The organism is Shewanella sp. MBTL60-007 (assembly GCF_019654915.1).
Lineage (GTDB): Bacteria > Pseudomonadota > Gammaproteobacteria > Enterobacterales > Shewanellaceae > Shewanella.
Genome location: NZ_BPET01000039.1, coordinates 41531 through 54880 on the forward strand (window position 1 = coordinate 41531; position 13350 = coordinate 54880).

Below are 13350 nucleotides of genomic sequence, written 5' to 3' on the forward strand. Positions count from 1 at the left end.
CTAGAGCTAAGACGGGTAGAGCTAAGACGGTTATAGCTAAGACGGCTAGAGCTGAGACGGTTAGAGCTAAGATGGTTAGAGCTAAGACGGGTAGAGCTAAGACGGTTAGAGCTGAGACGGCTAGAGCTAAGACGAAGAAGCAAAAGTAAAAGCAAAAGTAAAAGTAGAAATAGAAGTAAAAGTAGAAGTAGAAGCAAAAGCTGTTGATTTTCCTAGCAGGCCGTAGGCCGCTCTAGCAGTGAGCTTGCGAACGTCCTAGAATCTTCTTTTGCACCTAGAATCTTCTTTTGCCCTTTTGCCCTTTTGCCCTTTTGCCCTTTTGCCCTTTTGCCCTTTTGCCCCTAGAACCTTCTTTGATAACTAGGGTTCGCGATATGCGCTGTGCCCATAAACAATAAGAGTATGTGAAGTTGATAGATGAAGCTGTATTTATAAGACCGATCAATAAACGTAATGGGATTACGCTGACTTTAGCTGGAATTATAGGCGTCGTTTTAGGGCTTGGATTTTTCTTATCAGGAAGTCATCTATTTGCTCCGGGAATTATCTGTTTTGCCTTGGGCGCTATAGGGCTGGTGCTGGGTGGTTCGAAATTGGTTGAACCAGAGGTGACGGTAGAGTTGACCAAAGAGGGGATAACTTATTTTCATCGCCGCGGGCAGGTGGCGATTGAATGGCAGAATATTCAAAGAGTCGACCAACCACGAGTCACACAGGGACTCGATACGCTGACCTTACCTTATATTGGAATTAAACTTAAACGGGTCAGTCCGGTTTTAGAATGTATTTCATTGAGGCTGGCTGCGGGGCTATTAACCGAGCAGCGACCTCTATTGATGACCGCTTCTGCTCAAGATGAAGACCTATCGGCATTAGAGAGCCAGATGTGTGCAGAGTTTACCCCTTTTATCGAAGATAATGATCGTTATAAGGGCGTGTTAGCCATGTTTGGCCATCGCTGCCGGATATTAAATTCACACTTAGGTTATCACCTATTTATCGCAACGGATACGATAGATAGGCCCGCTGATGAGTTTCTTAAATTACTCAGGGACTATAAGCAGCAAAGCTCTGAGCTTTTGTAGCGCAGAGCTTTTATGCATGTTGAATAAGAGGGCTGTGAGCAGGCTAAGATATAATGAATGCTTAGCTGATGCTTAACTCCGCATCTTCAATGTTATCTTCTTGAGAGGGGTTATTCTGCTCTTGCTTTGGCGTTGACTTGGAAGGTAGGAAGGCGATGTCGTCTCTTACACGCATACCGATAAATTGGCCACCCTCAAAAATTTCCATCGACTGGCAGTTTACTTCACCATCAACCAAGCCTGTGCTGGTAATATTTAGCTTTTCACAGGTTAATTTACCTCGAAAGGTGCCTGATACTCGAAGTTCTGAGCAGTGAAGCTTACCATCAACTAGTCCGCCTTGCTCGATAGTGATATTGCCACTGGAGCGCACTTTACCGAAGATCTCACCAGCAATAAGAGCCTCTGCTGCAAACTCTGTTTCACCCGTAAACTGGGTGCCTTGAGCGATAAAAGTTAACCCGCCGCTTCTTTTTTTTCTAAACATAATCGTGCCACAGTCAGTCTAAGTTGCTTAGATGTTACCTTGAAATTAAAGGAAACAAAACCACTTAAATTTGGCGCTTATACGTCATATTTTTGGCTGTTTTTATACGTTGCGAACCAGAATTGCTGTCGATGGGCAGGGGGCTACGCAAGCGCCACAGCCAGTGCATGCTTCGATATCAATTTTAGGAAGAGGGGCTTTGCCAATGGCTAAGGAGAAACTGATAGCACGGGGATCACAGGCATCTTTGCAGCTTTGACACCAAATACCTTGATAAGCCATACAATTATCTTGAATGTTGGCTTTTACTTGCCAAGGAGCTGTGTCGGTGCTTTCAAAGATGTCTTCTGGGCAGACATTGGCGCATTCTTGGCAAAATGTGCATTCGTCAATTTTAAAATCAACTTCAGGAAAGCCACCATCGCCTTTGATGATGATTTGTGTTTCGCAGGCAGAGATGCATTTATCGCAGCGGGTACATTCGTCGGTAAATTCGATTGTCTGCTTTACCCATGGAGGACGAACAGCATCATTCTTTTTGCGGCTGAAAAGTCTTCTTCTGCTTTGGTTAATGCTACTCATTTATCGGCTCTTTTTAAAAGGTATTAAGATTGTACGTTTGTTGGCATACAGGGACGTTAGGCTCTAGGGCGTTCGCAGGCTCACTGCGAGGCCGCTTCGCTTCTAGATTCTAGGAAAAGCTAAATCAAAAGCTAGTATCAGTTTAGCTTTTTATCTATGTTTACCAAACCTAGAACCTAGAACCTAGAACCTAGAACCTAGAACCTAGAACCTAGAACCTAGAACCTAATGCCTTAGACTTCGCTTTGATAACCATTCGGGTTAGTCGACTGCCAGAGCCAGCTGCTTTGCGCCATATCATCGATACTATGAGTCGCTTGCCAGTTTAGCTCTTTATGAGCTTTTTCTGGGTTTGCATAGCATGCCGCAATGTCACCAGGCCTACGGTCAACCAGTTGGTATTTGATTGTTGTGCCGCTTGCTTTTTCAAACGCCTTAACCATTTCTAGTACACTATAACCTTGACCTGTACCTAAGTTGTAGGTCACCAATCCTGATTGAGTAGCTAGCTTATCTAGTGCTCGTAAATGCCCCATTGCGAGATCGACCACATGGATGTAATCGCGAACACCTGTACCGTCAACAGTATCGTAATCACTGCCAAATACGCTTAATTGCTCACGTTTACCGACAGCAACTTGAGTGATAAACGGCATTAAGTTATTAGGAATATCATTTGGGTCTTCACCAATTAAGCCACTTGCATGAGCACCTACTGGGTTGAAGTATCTTAATAAGGCTATATTCCAGCTATTATCTGAGTGATAAAGGTCAGCGAGTATATGCTCAACCATCAGTTTGGATTGACCATAGGGGTTCGTTGCCCCTGTAGGGAACTCTTCGGTGATAGGTAAACTCGCCGGGTCGCCATACACTGTAGCAGATGAGCTAAATACGAGGTTTTTAACGTTAAACTCTGCCATCACTTCACATAATACGATTGTACCAGTGACGTTATTTTCATAGTAACGTAGTGGCTGTGCCACTGATTCACCTACAGCTTTTAAGCCAGCAAAGTGAATCACTGACTTAATATCATGATCTGTGAACAGTTTTTGTAAGAAGGCTCTATTAAGAACATCACCTTGATAAAATGTAACGGCTTTACCTGTGATCTGCTCGACTCGCTCAAGTGCGGTAACAGTGGAGTTGCTGAGGTTATCTAAGATAACAACGTCATTACCGTTATTGAGTAGCTCTACAACGGTATGGCTTCCGATATAACCGGCACCGCCGGTAACTAAAATCGTCATTGTTTAAAATCCTTTCATCTGGACAGATGTTCAAGAGTCCATTACTTAAGCGTCTTAACCACAGCCTTTAGGTATTCAGCAAACTCTGAGCCAATCTCTTTGTGACGTAACGCATGCTCTACGTGAGCCTGCATATAGCCCAGCTTATTACCACAGTCATGACTCTTACCTTGCATGTAATATGCATTTACCGTTTGGTTTTCCATCAGCATGGCGATAGCGTCGGTTAGTTGAATTTCATCCCCCGCGCCAGCTGGAGTCTTAGCTAGATAAGTCCAAATTTCGGCAGGCAGTACATAGCGGCCAACAACGGCTAGGTTAGATGGCGCATCTTCTACACTTGGCTTCTCTACCAATTGAGTTAATGGCAGTGACTCTCCTGGTTTTAGCTCTTCGCCATTGATATCGGCAATACCATATTGACTAACAAGCTCGTGAGGCACACCCTCAACCATGATTTGGCCAACTTCAGTTTTATTATAAAGAGTAACCATCTCGGCGAGATTTTCTTTACTTAAGTCACTGCTTGCATCATCGATGAGCACGTCTGGTAACAGCACGGCAAATGGTGCATCACCGATAATGCTCTTGGCACACAAAATCGCGTGGCCTAAGCCTTTAGCTTGAGACTGGCGCACACTGATAATAGTGACGTCGTCCGGGCAAATAGCCTGTACTTCAGCCAGCAGTTGACGCTTAACGCGGCGCTCAAGTTGGGTTTCTAACTCAAAGCTGGTATCGAAATGGTTTTCAACGGAGTTTTTACTGGCGTGGGTTACTAGGACGATTTCTTTAATCCCAGCAGCGATAGCTTCGTTAACAACATACTGGATCAGTGGTTTATCCATAACCGGCAGCATCTCTTTAGGGATAGCTTTCGTGGCTGGAAGCATGCGCGTTCCAAGGCCTGCTACAGGGATGACCGCCTTGAGAATTTTATGTTGTTTCATTCTATTCCTATCTATTCTAAATCAGGAGTTGCCATACAAACCTACATTCTATACTGAAACTGGGAAGTATTGGGGAAGATTTGCTGAAAGAGAGCTGTATATTAAACTTATTTATTACTTTATGTTCAATATTGGCTGTTTTGTAGGCTAAGTGTCTGTGAAAAAACAGGAGAGCAGACTTAATCTGATAAAGGCAATCCTAACAATGAATCGTAAATGCCTGAGTTGAAGAGTTGCTTCTTGTGGCTTCTGAGTTTAGATGTCAATTTTTATATACGGTAGTAATGTCTATAGCTAGGTAGTTTTAGGGGATGAATATATTCGCGTGTAAAATTATTGTTACATAGATGTGAGGTTTGTGGGTGAAGAATAAACTGTGATCGGGTTAACAAATTTGCAGCTTTAGTTAAGTATGAAGTAAGCACTCTATCATCCACTAGCTGAGTACGACATAAAGCGATTTGCTTTAGCTAGTGGCTAGTAACATGAGTAAATAACTATGAGCAAACAGCAAAATTATACAGCGCGCTTACCAGATGTGAATGGCTATATTGATTACCCTCAAGCCGAACATGAAATTTGGTCTGAGCTATATCAAAGGCAGAGCATTAATCTGCCGGGGCGAGCCTGTAAAGAATACCTTGAGGGGTTAGATAAACTTGATCTGGCCAGAGATAGGATCCCGCAGCTAGCGGAAATTGACAGTGTATTACAGCAAGCGACAGGTTGGAAAACAGCGGCGGTTCCAGCGCTCATCTCATTTGGTAAGTTCTTTGAACTTTTGGCAAATAAATCCTTTCCAGTGGCGACCTTTATCCGTAGCCGTGAGGAGCTTGATTACCTGCAAGAGCCGGATATTTTTCACGAGGTTTTTGGGCATTGTCCACTACTCACCAACCCCTCTTTTGCCCACTTCTCACATCAGTACGGGCAATTAGGGCTTGCAGCAAATAAAGAGGAGCGTATTTTTTTAGCTAGGCTTTACTGGTTTACGGTTGAGTTTGGTTTACTGCGTTCTAAAAGTGATGAACTGCGGATCTACGGTGGAGGTATTTTAAGCTCTCCTGGTGAGACCCTATATGTTATGGGAGATCAGCCTGAGATCAGACCGTTTGACTTAGTCGATGTACTACGTACGCCTTATCGAATTGATATTATGCAGCCAATCTATTACGCCATCGAGAATGTCAGTGATTTGGGTACGATAGCTGAGATGGACATTATGGCTGCGGTAAAAAAAGCGCAAAGCTTAGGGTTATTTAAACCGACATTCCCTGCTAAGGCGGGTTAAGTAAAGAGTAAGCTTTAAGTATTGAATGTTGAATAAGAAAATAATGAATCGTTTGAGGAACAGAAATGACTGAATTAGCGCAAATGAAATGTGAAGCTTGCCACGCAGATGCACCGAAAGTTACTGATGAGGAGCTCGCACAATTAATCGCAAAAATCCCTGATTGGGGGGTTGAGGTTCGTGACGGAGTTATGCAATTAGAGCGTGTTTATAAATTCAAGAATTTTAAGTTGGCAATGGCGTTTACCAATAAGTTAGCTGATTTAGCTGAAGCCGATTTTCATCACCCAGGCATCTTGACTGAGTGGGGGAAGGTTACCGTTACTTGGTGGTCTCACTCGATAAAGGGTTTACATAAGAATGACTTCATCATGGCGGCCAAGACCGATGCGCTGCTAGATTAGAAGATCGCGCAAAAAGAAAAGTATTTAAGAAAAAGCCTCATGTAAGAGTGGCAAGAAACATTGGAAAACAGGAGCTGTGAGGCGCTGGGTGCTGCGTACATTTCAGGCCAAACAGTCAGCGATACCTGTTGTTGCAGCCCCTTGTTAATTTGTGTTTTCACTAAGAAGCGAGGGCTGAACGCTGTTTGTGTCTACGCTGCGCCTTAACTGTGAAGCGTTTGAGAATTCAGAGCCGAGAGTTTCTTGGCTTTTCCGTATAGAATGTTACAAATCCACTGTAAACAAGTCTTGCCACGGCACCGATAAACTTCTAACGTATAGGCGATTACAGAAGTGCATGTTGCTATAAACCTGCTCCACAAACTGAGCTTATTCACTTCTGGTAAGTAGTGTTATCCCAATAACGAGTATTTAAAAAAGGGAACTGCAATAGTATGCGCTTGGAAGTCAGCTGTTTGGACCGTGTCGGTCTTGCCAAAGATATCTTGTTGATCATGGAAGACTATGGGATCAACTTGTTTGCGATTGATGCAAGTAATCAAGGTTTTCTTTATCTACAATTTGCCGAAGTCAGTTTTGATACGCTCAGTGAGTTACTACCCCTAATTCGAAAAGTCGAAGGCGTACATGATGTGCGTACCGTTTCCTTCATGCCGTCAGAGCAGGAGCACTACGCCTTAAAAACCCTATTGAAAACCTTACCTGATTCGGTGTTTTCTATCGATGTCAAAGGGCGGATCCGAATCGTTAATGAATCGGCCTTGCACACAGTGGGTATGGCTGAGCACGAGGTGATCGATGAGCCGATAAACCATTGGGTTCATGGTTTTAGCTTTAGCCGTTGGTTGAGTGAGTCAACCGTACTGGCTCAAGCGACACGGGTGAACATAGGTGAAAATGAGTACCTCGCCGAAATGTTACCCATTTACCTGCCTGATAGCGGCAGTGACACCCCTATTTTAGCCGGTGCAGTGGTATCGCTGAAATCCCCGGCGCGACTAGGTAAGCAGTTCAATGCATTGCAAAACCAATCGAGTGGTTTTGAAAACGTATTAGCAACCAGTGACAAGATGAAGGAGGTGCTGGTTCAAGCACGCCGTATGGCGCAGCTTGATGCGCCTTTATTGATCACAGGTGAAACTGGGACAGGTAAAGAGTTGATGTCTCGAGCCTGCCACGATGCCAGTATGCGCCGCGAACACCCTTTCATCGCCATTAACTGTGCTGCTATGCCCGACAGCGCGGCCGAAGAGGAGCTTTTTGGCTTCGTTAGCAATGGCAGCGTCGTTAAGCGTGGCTTTATTGAGGAAGCGAAGGGTGGAACAATTTTCCTCGATGAGATTGCCGAGATGTCAAAGTCGGCTCAGGTTAAGCTATTACGATTCATCCAAGATGGCACTTTTAGGCGAGTAGGCGGTGATGAAGAGATCCGCAGCGATGTGCGTATTATCTGTTCCACTCAGAAGAATCTTGCCGAATTATGCCAAAGTGGCGAGTTTAGAGAAGATCTCTATTACCGCATCCACGTATTGAGCTTTCATGTGCCGGCGTTACGTGAACGCAAAGTCGATATTATTCCGCTTACAGAGATGTTCCTAGAGCATTATAGCCAGCAGCTATCTATACCTATTCGTCGTATATCCGGAGAGTGTAGAGAGCATTTACTCGGGTACGCATGGCCGGGTAACGTACGCCAACTTAAAAATGCGATTTTTAGGGCGGTATCTATGTGGGATGGAAATGCCGAGCTTACTGTTGAACAGTTAAAGTTACCTTCTTATGCTGAAGGCTTTGGCTATTTCGACCACCAGTTTGAGGGCAGCCTCGAGCAGGCGATGAAACAGTTTGAAGCGAGCCTTTTACGCAGGCTTTATCCTGCCTATCCGAGTACGCGGCAGTTGGCTAAGAAGTTAGGCGTTTCACATACGGCAATTGCTAACAAGCTACGGGAATATAAGATAAACAAACCTAAGTAGGTGTAAAAATAGTTTGCCGTCGACTCATGCTTAAATAGGCTGTGGCTGATAAAAAGGAGCGTCATTAGCCTATTAATTGGAGGTTGTATCAATAAGTTTACATTGGCGGGGTTAAAGTGATTAACTGTGATTTTGTTCACACTATTCCACTGAGTAGCAAGTTGATGTCATTCTATGACCCAGTCTCGAATTATAACCAATGTTTCGATTTTGGTAAAAGCTCGCTGCTAACGCAAAAGAACAAAGCACGTATCGCAGCCAAGCCACAATTTATTAGGAGTGAGGATGAAGTTAGCAAGTTATGATAATGGACGCCGTGATGGTCAACTGATGTTGGTTAGCAAAGATTTGACCAAGGCTGTTGCCGTACCTGCTATTGCTCATACGATGCAGCAACTGCTGGATGCGTGGGAGTTGCTGAACCCACAGCTAGTTGAGCTGTACGATGCTTTAAACAGGGGCATGATGGATAACGCGGTAGATTTTGATGAGTCTAAGTGTTTGTCTCCGCTACCAAGAGCCTATCAATGGGCTGATGGGAGTGCCTACGTCAACCATGTTGAGTTAGTGCGTAAAGCCCGTGGTGCCGAGATGCCAGAAACATTCTGGACAGATCCGTTGGTATACCAAGGGGGCTCTGACAGCTTTATCGCGCCTAAGGCGGATATCCCGCTAGCAAGCGAAGAGTGGGGCATCGATTTTGAGTCTGAAATTGCAGTGATCACAGATGATGTACCCATGGGCGTATCAGTTGAAAATGCCGAGCAACATATTAAGTTGCTGATGCTAGTGAATGACGTATCGCTAAGAAACCTTATTCCGGGTGAGCTTGCAAAAGGATTTGGCTTCTTCCAATCAAAACCATCGAGTAGCTTTTCACCTGTGGCGGTGACTCCTGATGAACTAGAAGATAAGTGGCAGGACTCTAAGATCCATCTGCCGTTAATTACTCATCTTAATAGTGAGCTATTTGGTCGTCCTAATGCCGGAGTTGATATGACGTTCAACTTTAGCCAACTGGTTTCTCATGTGGCTAAAACTCGTCCAATTGGCGCGGGAGCAATTATCGGTTCAGGCACTATCTCAAACTATGATCGCAGCGCAGGCTCTAGCTGTCTTGCGGAGACTCGTATGCTTGAAACCATAGCTGAGGGTAAGCCGACGACCTCATTCATGGGCTTTGGTGATCGGGTTCGTATTGAAATGCTTGATGAAAACAATAACAGCATCTTTGGTTCGATTGACCAGCAAGTCGTGGAGTATAAGGCTTAGTACCTTGTTGATTGTAGCGCTGATAAGGCTAATTCTTAGGAGTTAGCCTTTTTTATAAATAGACTCCCTAGTTGTAATGGATATATCGATTTTTAAATAAGGACGGTACTCAGATGAAACTATACGGTTACTGGCGCTCAAGTGCCGCTTATCGCGTACGTATTGCGATGAATCTAAAGTCGCTCGTTGCAGAGCAAGTTTCTGTGCATCTGGTTAAAGATGGCGGTGAGCAGCATAAGGACGAATATCAACGAATAAACGCTCAAGAGTTAGTGCCCAGTCTCATTATTGAAGATAATGGTCAGCAGCGTGTGTTAACCCAATCTCTCGCTATTATTGAGTATCTTGATGAGGTTTATCCAGAGGTTGCACTTTTGCCTAGCTCGCCGCTCGACAAGTCTGTTGTGCGCGCAATGGCGTTAACGGTGGCTTGTGAAGTTCATCCGCTTAATAACCTTAAAGTGTTGCAATATTTGGCTAGTGAGCTAGATATTGCCGATGAAAGTAAAACGGCTTGGTACCATCATTGGGTTAAAGAGGGCTTTAGTGCATTAGAAAAGCAACTAGCGCGACATAGCGGGCTTTTTTGCTTTGGTGATAACCCAAGCCTTGCCGACATCTGTTTAGTGCCTCAGGTGTATAACGCCAAGCGCTTTAAGGTCGACATGAGTCCATACCCAAATATTGAGCGTATAAACGCACACTGTTTGACTCAGCAAGCATTTATAGATGCAGTACCCGAAAACCAATTGGACGCAAGTTAACTGCTATATGCTCGTTATTGTTTAAGTATTGCTAACAGTTTTGCGAGAAATTTGAAGAACTGATTGGCTTATATCTAGCTTAATAACGAGCGTTGGTATAGTTAACGGTTTTGCATGAGAAACTCAACAAACGCCTTGTCAGCTTGACTGATAGGCCGTTGCTTTTTCCAAGCGATATGTAAGTCTAAAAACATAGGCGGGCAGAAGGGTTTGGCGCAGATGTTGTCGTGTTTCTCTATCACCATCTCTAGTACGCTGGTTATTCCATATTCTTGTGCTACCACCTGTTTAATGAGGTTAATTAAGTTTGTTTCAAATGCGATATTCGCTTTAAGTCCCAATTGCTCAGCCTGTTCGAGCATCCAATCACGATGAAAATATCCAGGCTTAAAGAATACCAGTTCATGTTGGAAAAACGCTTCTAGCGTTACCGCATCGGATTTAGCAAGTGGGTGCTCTTTACCAACAGCAACTACCATTTGTTCTTGTAGTAGCAAATGACTGTCAAATTCATCGGTGAGATCGTTGGCGGTAATAATAGCGATATCGACATCTTCATTTTGCAGCATTCTTAGTGTGTCGCGGGTTCCGCCTTCGAACAGAGATAACTTAAGCTGTGAATGCTGATGCCGAAACGCCATTAATCGACTAGGAAGGTAGTATGAGCCTAGCATGCCCGGCACAGCTACCCTGACTTCGCCCATTGTGAGGTTCGCCATCGATTTGATATGTGCTTCAGCTTGAGCCATTTTCTTGATGATCAACTTGGCATGTTGGTGCAGGGCATTGCCTTCGGCCGTCAGCGAAATTGATTTACTGCTTTTGTTCGGGCCTCTATCAACTAGCGTGACACCAAGCTCCTGTTCGAGTCGCTTAATGCTCTGACTCAATGCAGGTTGGGCCATATTGAGTTGCTCGGCGGCTTTGGTGAAACTCCCTACTGTAACCAATGCATCTAAGTACTTTAACTGCCTAATATCCATGTTGACTCTTTCTATTTTTTTAATCGGCGTTCACTCTTTGTTTAGCGCCTTTTCTTGTATTGGCTCAGTATTAATTTTGGGCCGTTGATAAGGTTTCTACTTTAAAGTTGCTATAACAAAAATCAATAACTTTTGTATTTTTTAGTTGTTATTCTTATGCGTTAGCCGTTGATATGCTATCGAGTAATTAAACATTTTGAGTTAGTTACCCATGAATACCCTCAGTCCACAGAGGCAAGATGCTAGCGAGATCCGCCTTATTATCAGTTTATCTCTCGCTTCTATGGTTATTTTTATCAATTTATATTTAGTCCAAGGCATGTTGCCACTGATTGCGGACTCATTTTCTGTAACTAAGAGCCATGCAACGTTATTGCTGTCGGTAACCAGTTTTACCATGGCGTTTTCACTGTTGTTGTTTGCAGTGCTTTCCGATCGTGTTGGCCGTAAAAAACCTATCCTTATCAGTCTGTATCTCTTAGTTGTACTAGATTTTTGCGCTTTGTTCATTACTGAGTTTAATCAATTGATCTTACTGAGAATGCTGCAGGGAGCACTGCTTGCTTCTGTTCCTGCAATGGCGATGGCCTATTTTAAAGATGAATTAGGTAGCAATGCGCTGTTAAAAGCTGGGGCAATTTATATTGCGGCCAATAGTGTTGGTGGCATTGTTGGGCGTTTGCTAGGTGGGGGGATGGCACAGTATCTAGATTGGCAACAGGCGATGGCTTTATTAACCGCTGTTTCTTTGAGTGGTACGCTTATTGTGAGTTATCTTTTGCCTAAGAGTCACTTCGTTAAGCCTGAAATTGAATTAGGCCGATGGCCGCTAAAGCGCTCAGACTTTAATGGTTTTTGCCACCATTTAGCCGACCCTAAGCTACGGCTTATATACCTTGTCGGTGGACTTGCCTTCATGGTGATGGTAAACCAATTTAGCTATATTCAGCTTCATTTGATGGATAGCCCGTTTAAGCTAGGGCGATTTGAAGTGACACTTATTTTCCTTTGCTACCTGAGTGGAACCTATGCCTCTTATTGTTCGGCTAAATGGGTTGCTGGACTTGGGCTAAAGCGAGTCTTTATCTATTCTGTGCTAGCGCTATTTTCAGGGAGTCTACTCACTCTGTTCGATAGTTTAGGGGCGATCTTTGTAGGATTTTTGATCTCGGCCTTTGGTTTCTTCTTAATTCACAGTAGTTGTAATGCATGGGTTGCTTATCGTGCAAAGGAACACAGAGCAAAAGCGACGGCGCTTTATCTATGTAGCTATTACCTTGGCGCAGCAATAGGTGGTCCCTATTTATTGCCATTTTGGTTGTTATGGGGTTGGCAAGGTGTGGTGTTGGGATCGGTGCTGGGCTTAGTGGTACTTAGCTTGGTGGTATTTAAACTGATCCAGCCTAAGTCTGCTTGTGGTCCGTTAGTGATGGAATCATAGCTAAATTTGGCAGGAGGGGAAGGGCGCGAGCCTTATTGTTTGTCAGTATGTGATTAAGGCTATAACGACTTAGAGCTGCTGACTCCCCTCTATTTGTTAGGATTTATCTGTTGCATAACGTGATCGCTAGGTAATAGCTCAAGATGACCGTTTTCATCGAAATACCAACCGGTAATAAAACCCTTTTGCCGCATTTTGACGAGGTTTTTCATCACTGACTTTGCTTCCACAAGTGCGGTGTCTTGATCGTATTGGTAAGTCAGTTTTAAATAGGCCGCAATACTTGCTAATGAAGCTGATTGACTGACATCTGCCATAAGGTTTGTCCAACTAAAGGTTATTCTAAAAGAATAGTAGAGAACGTACTTGAGTGACAAAGATAGGATGGAATTAATTTAAGGTGTTTTATAAAAGGGAAGTTCTAAAAAAAGGGGAAAACTAGAGAATGGTGGTCGATACTGGGCTCGAACCAGTGACCCCCTCCTTGTAAGGGAGGTGCTCTCCCAGCTGAGCTAATCGACCTGGGATTTCATAATGTTTTAATTCTTTATGAAAAGAATGGTGGTCGATACTGGGCTCGAACCAGTGACCCCCTCCTTGTAAGGGAGGTGCTCTCCCAGCTGAGCTAATCGACCTGGGATTTACATAATGTTTTAATTCTTTATGAAAAGAATGGTGGTCGATACTGGGCTCGAACCAGTGACCCCCTCCTTGTAAGGGAGGTGCTCTCCCAGCTGAGCTAATCGACCTGGGATTTCACAATGTTTTAATTCTTTATGAAAAGAATGGTGGTCGATACTGGGCTCGAACCAGTGACCCCCTCCTTGTAAGGGAGGTGCTCTCCCAGCTGAGCTAATCGACC

Annotated in this window: 13 protein-coding genes and 4 tRNA genes; 7 read left to right on the forward strand and 10 right to left on the reverse strand. The window is 44.0% G+C overall.

Features of this window, described 5'->3' with window-relative positions:
- Nucleotides 1-404 precede the first annotated feature (404 nt).
- Complete coding sequence (locus K5Q92_RS15200; RefSeq protein WP_220769836.1) at nucleotides 405-1085, forward strand: DUF2982 domain-containing protein; 681 nt, start codon at nucleotides 405-407, stop codon at nucleotides 1083-1085.
- Nucleotides 1086-1146: 61 nt separating this feature from the next.
- On the opposite strand, the gene K5Q92_RS15205 is transcribed toward K5Q92_RS15200, so the two are convergent.
- The 4 genes from K5Q92_RS15205 to galU all read right to left on the reverse strand — a co-directional run bounded on the left by K5Q92_RS15205 (nucleotide 1147) and on the right by galU (nucleotide 4357).
- The gene (locus K5Q92_RS15205; RefSeq protein WP_220769837.1) at nucleotides 1147-1572 is read right to left on the reverse strand and encodes a polymer-forming cytoskeletal protein; all 426 of its coding nucleotides are present in this window, start codon (nucleotides 1570-1572) and stop codon (nucleotides 1147-1149) included.
- 102 nt (nucleotides 1573-1674) lie between these two features.
- Nucleotides 1675-2154, reverse strand: coding sequence for a ferredoxin-type protein NapF (gene napF / locus K5Q92_RS15210; protein ID WP_220769838.1), 480 nt, complete (start codon nucleotides 2152-2154; stop codon nucleotides 1675-1677).
- 233 nt (nucleotides 2155-2387) lie between these two features.
- Nucleotides 2388-3407: a UDP-glucose 4-epimerase GalE gene (gene galE, locus K5Q92_RS15215; RefSeq protein ID WP_220769839.1), complete on the reverse strand. Its 1020-nt coding sequence runs from the start codon at nucleotides 3405-3407 to the stop codon at nucleotides 2388-2390.
- Nucleotides 3408-3448: 41 nt separating this feature from the next.
- Entirely contained in the window at nucleotides 3449-4357 is a 909-nt protein-coding gene (gene galU / locus K5Q92_RS15220) for a UTP--glucose-1-phosphate uridylyltransferase GalU (protein WP_220769840.1), read from the reverse strand.
- A gap of 499 nt (nucleotides 4358-4856) precedes the next feature.
- Here galU and phhA point away from each other — a divergent pair, with 499 nt between their 5' ends.
- The 5 genes from phhA (at nucleotide 4857) to maiA (ending at nucleotide 10064) form a co-directional block, all read left to right on the forward strand.
- Complete coding sequence (phhA, locus tag K5Q92_RS15225) at nucleotides 4857-5648, forward strand: phenylalanine 4-monooxygenase (protein ID WP_220769841.1); 792 nt, start codon at nucleotides 4857-4859, stop codon at nucleotides 5646-5648.
- 65 nt (nucleotides 5649-5713) lie between these two features.
- A complete protein-coding gene (locus K5Q92_RS15230; protein ID WP_220769842.1) occupies nucleotides 5714-6052 on the forward strand; it encodes a 4a-hydroxytetrahydrobiopterin dehydratase in 339 nt (112 codons plus the stop codon).
- Between the two features lie 434 nt (nucleotides 6053-6486).
- Nucleotides 6487-8028 carry a transcriptional regulator TyrR gene (gene tyrR / locus K5Q92_RS15235; protein WP_220769843.1) on the forward strand — a complete coding sequence of 514 codons (1542 nt, stop codon included), beginning with the start codon at nucleotides 6487-6489 and terminating at the stop codon, nucleotides 8026-8028.
- A gap of 285 nt (nucleotides 8029-8313) precedes the next feature.
- The gene (locus tag K5Q92_RS15240) at nucleotides 8314-9300 is read left to right on the forward strand and encodes a fumarylacetoacetate hydrolase family protein (RefSeq protein ID WP_220769844.1); all 987 of its coding nucleotides are present in this window, start codon (nucleotides 8314-8316) and stop codon (nucleotides 9298-9300) included.
- A gap of 113 nt (nucleotides 9301-9413) precedes the next feature.
- On the forward strand, nucleotides 9414-10064 hold the full coding sequence (gene maiA, locus K5Q92_RS15245; protein ID WP_220769845.1) for a maleylacetoacetate isomerase: 651 nt from the start codon (nucleotides 9414-9416) through the stop codon (nucleotides 10062-10064).
- 101 nt (nucleotides 10065-10165) lie between these two features.
- Here maiA and K5Q92_RS15250 read toward each other — a convergent pair whose 3' ends face one another.
- Nucleotides 10166-11047 carry a LysR family transcriptional regulator gene (locus tag K5Q92_RS15250; protein ID WP_220769846.1) on the reverse strand — a complete coding sequence of 294 codons (882 nt, stop codon included), beginning with the start codon at nucleotides 11045-11047 and terminating at the stop codon, nucleotides 10166-10168.
- A gap of 211 nt (nucleotides 11048-11258) precedes the next feature.
- Here K5Q92_RS15250 and K5Q92_RS15255 point away from each other — a divergent pair, with 211 nt between their 5' ends.
- The gene (locus K5Q92_RS15255) at nucleotides 11259-12488 is read left to right on the forward strand and encodes an MFS transporter (RefSeq protein ID WP_220769847.1); all 1230 of its coding nucleotides are present in this window, start codon (nucleotides 11259-11261) and stop codon (nucleotides 12486-12488) included.
- Nucleotides 12489-12577: 89 nt separating this feature from the next.
- On the opposite strand, the gene K5Q92_RS15260 is transcribed toward K5Q92_RS15255, so the two are convergent.
- The 5 genes from K5Q92_RS15260 to K5Q92_RS15280 form a co-directional block, all read right to left on the reverse strand.
- Entirely contained in the window at nucleotides 12578-12805 is a 228-nt protein-coding gene (locus tag K5Q92_RS15260) for a hypothetical protein (protein WP_220769848.1), read from the reverse strand.
- A 129-nt stretch (nucleotides 12806-12934) separates the two neighbouring features.
- Nucleotides 12935-13010, reverse strand: a tRNA-Val gene (locus K5Q92_RS15265).
- A gap of 37 nt (nucleotides 13011-13047) precedes the next feature.
- Nucleotides 13048-13123 (reverse strand) — tRNA-Val (locus K5Q92_RS15270).
- 38 nt (nucleotides 13124-13161) lie between these two features.
- Nucleotides 13162-13237: transfer RNA gene (locus K5Q92_RS15275), tRNA-Val, on the reverse strand.
- Nucleotides 13238-13274: 37 nt separating this feature from the next.
- Nucleotides 13275-13350 (reverse strand) — tRNA-Val (locus tag K5Q92_RS15280).